This is a genomic window from Lentzea indica, assembly GCF_012184385.1.
GTDB lineage: Bacteria > Actinomycetota > Actinomycetes > Mycobacteriales > Pseudonocardiaceae > Lentzea > Lentzea indica.
The window spans coordinates 1-5,202 of sequence record NZ_VSRL01000404.1; the positions used below are offsets into that span (position 1 = coordinate 1).

Genomic DNA, 5,202 nt, shown 5'->3' on the forward strand with positions numbered 1-5,202 from the left:
CCGGGGCTGCCGGGCGAGCCGGTGAAGCCGGGGCCGCCTGTGATGCCGGGCGGGCCTACCTGGGGCTGGCCGACGGGCTGTCCAACGGGCGTGGCCACGGCACCACTGGTGACCACGATGTCGGGGGCCTGGTTCGGGGCGCGGAAGCCGTCCAACGCGCCCTGACTGTTCGAGGTGTAGCCGTTCAGGGCGTCGATCGCCTGCTGACGCGCCCTGTTGGTGGCCTCGACCTCTGCGGCGTGGTCGGTCTCGATGCCGACGAGGCCGACGACCTTGTCCCCGAAGTTCTTCTCGGTGTCGCCGCGGAGATCCTGGGAGTTGGGCGTGCTGTGACGGGCGCTGCTGGTGCTCTCGCCCTGCTGCGTCATCGCCTGGGAGTTCTGCCCCGACGTCTGGCTGGCGTCGTCGATACCCTCGGCGACCACGTCGGTCTTCTCATGGCTCTTCTCGCCGGCCGCGCCGCCCCACTCGATCTTGAGTTCCTTCAGCTGGTCCCGGATCGTCTTGTCGACGGATTCCAGGGTGTTGGCCAGCGAGCGCAGCGCCTCGGACGCCTCGCTGAACCTAGAAGCCATCGTGGTACCCGAGAGCTTCTGGACCTCGTTGGCGAGATCCGCGTTGGACCAACCGTCGAAGTTCCAGTCAGTGAGCTGCCGATAACCTGACATGGCTCCCCCTCACTACTTCAATGTCTTCAGCGTCGCGAGCGCGAACCCGGCGGCCTTTTCAGCGTTCCCGCACAAGACGGACTGATCCTTGTTCTTTTCGGTCGTCGTGGTCGGAATGTAGCTGACCATCAGCTGTTGACCGTCAGCAACGTCGATCGCCACGGAACAGTCAAAGCCGGTGCCGCCCTTCAGCGTGATCTCGACAGCGCCGAAATCTGCGACCTTGATGACTTTGCCGTCAGTGTTTCCCGAACCTTCAATCCAATACGACACGCCATTGTGCGTCACCGTGCCGACTGTGTAGCCAAAACCGCCGACGCCCGAGTACCGGCAGCCCGGCGATTTCTGACCTATCACGAGGTCCATTTGCCTGGGCGTGGCGACTTCCACGCCGATCTGCTTCATGTGGTCCGCCGTGAGCAGCTTGCACGCGTCCACGGAATCGACCTTCAGGCTCGATGGACGCGCGGGCAGGCTACCCGCGGAATCGCTTCCGGATGAAGCTGTCGGCGGCGCGGTGGTGGGGTTCCCCTTCTCCCCGCCGATCGTGCAGGCTGAGACGGCCGCCGCGCAGATCAGCACGGTCGCTAGTTTGGAGAAACGCATCATCACGCTTTCGGCCTGAACGTCGCGGTGATCTCTTCGTCGGTGAAACCGTACTGCTGGGCGGACGCCTTCAGCTGGTCGGAGAGACTCTTCAATGCCTCGATGTACGCCGCGATTCGATTCGAGTACGAGTCTTCATGGAATGCGAGCCGGTCGTTCCAAGCCTCAACGACATCCGTGGTGACCTTGTCACCGCCCACAGTCTTGATCCGCAGCAGATCCGCCTTGTCCATGTACTCCTTGTCCAGCAGCATCCACTGGTCATGGATGACCTTGCCGGCCTTCAGGACGGTGTCCTTGTCGACGTGGAACTGCTGAGTCGACGGTCCCGACGAGATTCTGTCCATGAGCGACGACGCGGCCTTGAACGTTGCGACCGCCCCTGCGACCGCGCCCCCCGCCAGCCCCGCAGCGGCACCGAGAACGGCATCCGCCCCCGCGTTCTCCTGTGTCACGACGTCCTACCCCCGTACGGTTGGTAACGGTTCGGTCCCGCTTCGCAGGTTACCAACGCCCGCGTAAGACGTACCTGTGGTTGGACGAAGACCACCCCTCGTTGGTTCCACGTCACTCTGAGTTCCCCAGACGACGGCGGCGTGACCACGAGCGCAGGGCGATCGGATCGGGCACAGGAAGTCGGGTAGGAGCCCACAGCACCCCATAGCGTTGGCGACGTGCTGGAACGACTCAACGAAGCCATGGCCCGCATCGAAGACGATCTCGACCGCGAGGTCGACGTCAAGCGGCTCGCGCGGATCGCGGGCACCAGTGAGTACCACCTGCGCAGGCTCTTCAGTGCGCTCGCCGGGATTCCGCTCAGCGAGTACATCAGGCGCAGGAGGCTCACGAAGGCCGCCGGCGAAGTCCTCAGTGGACAGGACTCGCTCCTCGACATCGCTGTCAGGTGGGGTTACGGGTCCAACGAGGCTTTCGCGCGGGCGTTCAAGGCCATGCACGGGATCGGGCCGCAGGAGGCGCGAACCCGGAGGAAAGCGTTGCAGTCGCAGCAGATTCTCACGTTCAAGCTGGTTGTCGAGGGGAGTACGAGCATGGAGTACCGGATCGTCGAGAAAGAGGCGTTCCAGGTCGTCGGCAGGGGGACGCGGGTGCCGTTGGTGCACCTGGGGATGAACCCCGCGATCGTCGAGTTCATCAAGGGCATCGGCATGCCGGCGTTGGAGCGGATGAAGAGCATGAGCAACGGCGAGCCGGAAGGCCTCCTCGCGCTGACCTTCAACCAGGAAGGGGTCGAGGAGGGTGATCACCTCGACTACTTCCACGGGGTGGTGACCAGCCAGGAGCCGCCGAGTGACATGGAGGCCATGACGGTGCCCAAGAACACGTGGGCTGTGTTCAGGGCTGAGGGGCCGTATCCGGAGACGATTCAGTACATGTGGCGGGACGTCTACACGCAGTGGTTCCCGTCGAACAGCTACCAGAGCGTCGAAGGACCGTCGATGTTGCAGACGCAGATCAACGGTGACACGGCCACGGCCGAGTTGTGGATTCCCGTCACCAGCTGAGGGCCAGGCGTTCGATCACGTCTCGCAGTTCGAGAACGGAAAGCCAGTCACCAGGAATCACGGCAACGCCGTCGCGGGCGCCCAGGACGTTGCCGCAGATCGAGCCCGTTGAGTCCGAGTCGCCGGAGTGGTTCACCGCGACACGAACAGCGCTGGCGAAGTCCGGCGCCACCAGAGCAGCGTGCAGGCCGATGGCCAGGGCTTCTTCGCCCACCCAGCCGCCGCCGAGTTCGGACTCGATCTCTTCAGGGGTCAGCGGGCCGAGTCCTACGACCTTGTCCAGCAACGAGGTTTGCTCCTCGTGGCCTTCCCAGCGGACCAGTTCGGCACGCGACACGGCGATGGCCGACAGCAGGTCCGTGCCGCCCAGCAGGGCCTGCACGATCACCGCCAGGACACCTGCGGACAGGTAGCCGCTGGGTGGTGGTGCGTCAGTCGCGCCGTCTCCGCCGCCAGGGTGAAGACCTCGCGCACGTCGCGGGACCACACGGCGACGGGGGCGGCGCGCATCACGCCGCCGCAGCCCTTCGAGTCGTTCTTTTCGTTGTGCTTCAACGCGGTGATGCAGGTGTGGCCCGGCGCCCGCCGTGAGTGCAGGCGCTGGTCCGCCATCAGCCAGCCGTCATCAGCGACCGGAGGACCGCCCTGGGTGTGCAGCCAACGGCCGTAGGCGGCGCGCACGGCAACAACCGGGTCGATGCCGTGCTGCCGCGCGAGCAGCAGGCCCTCCAACGTGAACAGCACCATCTGGGTGTCGTCGGTGATCTCCAGCTGTGGCAGGTCCACAACGCCGGAAGGACCGTACTGGCGCCGGATCACGTCGATCGATGAGAACTCGATCGGCGCGCCGAGGCCGTCACCGACGGCCCCGCCCAACAGGCACCCGAGCAGGCTCACGGCACCGTGATCTTGCCCTCGACCGCCTTCAGAGCGATGTCCGAACGGTGGTGCGAGCCGGTGAGATGGATGTCCGCGATCCTCTTGTAGGCGCGCTCACGAGCCTTGGACAGGGACTTGCCGGTGCCCACGACCGACAGCACACGTCCACCGGCCGACACCACGGCGCCGTCCTCGCGGCGGCGCGTGCCCGCGTGCAGCACGCCCTCCGCCTCGGAGCCGGTGATCACGTCACCGGTGCGCGGACGACCTGGGTAGCCCTCCGCGGCCACGACGACGGTCACGGCGTAGCCGTTCTCCCACTCCAGAGCAGGCAGATCGGCCAGCTCACCAGAAGCAGCCGCGAGGAACAGCGAAGAGATCGGGGACTTCAGCAGAGCGAGAACCGACTGGGTCTCCGGGTCACCGAACCGGCAGTTGAACTCGATCACCTGCACACCGGTCGACGTCAGGGCCAGGCCCGCGTACAGCAGGCCGACGAACGGCGTCTCCCGAGCGCGCAGCTCGTCGACCACGGGCTGCACGCACCGCGAAACGATCTCGGAGACCAGGCCTTCAGGCGCCCACGGCAACGGCGCGTAGGCGCCCATGCCACCGGTGTTCGGACCGTGGTCTCCGTCACCGACGCGCTTGAAGTCCTGCGCCGGGATCAGGGGCACGACCGAGACACCGTCGGTGACGCAGAACAGCGACACCTCCGGACCGTCCAGGAAGGACTCCAGCAGCACCGGGTGCCCGCCGTCGAGCAACGTCATCGCGTGCGCACGAGCGGCGGCCAGATCGGAGGTGACCACGACGCCCTTGCCTGCGGCGAGACCGTCGTCCTTCACCACCCACGTCGGTCCGAAGCGCCCGAGAGCGGCGTCCAGGCGGGCCGGGTTGTCCACGACCTCGCTGTGGGCGGTGGGGACGCCCGCCGCGTTCATGACGTCCTTCGCGAACGCCTTGGACCCCTCGATTCGAGCCGCCGCCTTGGACGGCCCGAAGCACGGGATGCCCAAGGCACGGACCGCGTCAGCGGCCCCGACGACCAGCGGTTGTTCGGGGCCGATGACCACGAGGTCGGCCTTCCACTCCTTCGCGAGGGTGGCGACCGCCGAGGCGTCGGCGACGTCCACGCCGCAGATCTCGGCGTGTCCCGCGATGCCTGCGTTGCCAGGCGCGCACGCCAAAGCAGTCAGCTGCGGGTCGCGCGACAACGCGAGGACAAGGGCATGCTCACGGGCTCCAGACCCGATGACCAGGACGCGCACGATGCCCGAGCCTAGTTCAGCCGAGTGCCTGCTTCGCCCCTGGGTGCAGCGGGACGGGCTCGGTGACCGAAGCCTTGGCCCTGTCGATGTCCTTCACGGCCGGGTGCACCTTCTCCAGGTCAGCCTTCTTGTCGAAGATCAGCTTCGTCACCGCGCACGCGTTGTTGGCCGCGAAGTCCTCGCGCACGAGCAGCAGGTTCGGCACGACGATCGTGGGAACGTCCGAGGTCCCGTAGGTCGCGGCGGGGATGGTCG

Annotated in this window: 6 protein-coding genes and 1 pseudogene; 1 reads left to right on the plus strand and 6 read right to left on the minus strand. The window is 66.4% G+C overall.

What is annotated here, in order from left to right; all coding sequences use genetic code 11:
* The 3 genes from FXN61_RS47025 to FXN61_RS47035 all read right to left on the minus strand — a co-directional run.
* Positions 1–668 (minus strand): PPE domain-containing protein (locus tag FXN61_RS47025; RefSeq protein WP_446684965.1); only part of this gene is annotated, 668 nt, incomplete at its 3' end.
* 12 nt (positions 669–680) lie between these two features.
* Positions 681–1,250 (minus strand): DUF3558 domain-containing protein, encoded by a 570-nt coding sequence (locus FXN61_RS47030; RefSeq protein ID WP_167980278.1) that lies wholly within the window; start codon positions 1,248–1,250, stop codon positions 681–683.
* Positions 1,251–1,276: 26 nt separating this feature from the next.
* A complete protein-coding gene (locus tag FXN61_RS47035) occupies positions 1,277–1,729 on the minus strand; it encodes a hypothetical protein (protein ID WP_167980279.1) in 453 nt (150 codons plus the stop codon).
* A 219-nt stretch (positions 1,730–1,948) separates the two neighbouring features.
* Between FXN61_RS47035 and FXN61_RS47040 the strand changes: the two genes are divergently transcribed.
* Complete coding sequence (locus FXN61_RS47040; RefSeq protein WP_167980280.1) at positions 1,949–2,797, plus strand: AraC family transcriptional regulator; 849 nt, start codon at positions 1,949–1,951, stop codon at positions 2,795–2,797.
* On the opposite strand, the pseudogene FXN61_RS56840 reads toward FXN61_RS47040, so the two are convergent.
* From FXN61_RS56840 to FXN61_RS47055, 3 genes and pseudogenes are all read right to left on the minus strand, one after another.
* Positions 2,787–3,694: pseudogene (locus FXN61_RS56840) on the minus strand (ADP-ribosylglycohydrolase family protein). The gene FXN61_RS47040 and the pseudogene FXN61_RS56840 sit on opposite strands and share 11 nt — an antisense overlap.
* Positions 3,691–4,947: a phosphoribosylamine--glycine ligase gene (gene purD, locus FXN61_RS47050; RefSeq protein ID WP_167980281.1), complete on the minus strand. Its 1,257-nt coding sequence runs from the start codon at positions 4,945–4,947 to the stop codon at positions 3,691–3,693. Before purD ends, FXN61_RS56840 begins: the two are co-directional and overlap by 4 nt.
* A gap of 16 nt (positions 4,948–4,963) precedes the next feature.
* Positions 4,964–5,202: TAXI family TRAP transporter solute-binding subunit (locus FXN61_RS47055; RefSeq protein ID WP_281360881.1), on the minus strand; the 239-nt coding region annotated here is incomplete at its 5' end.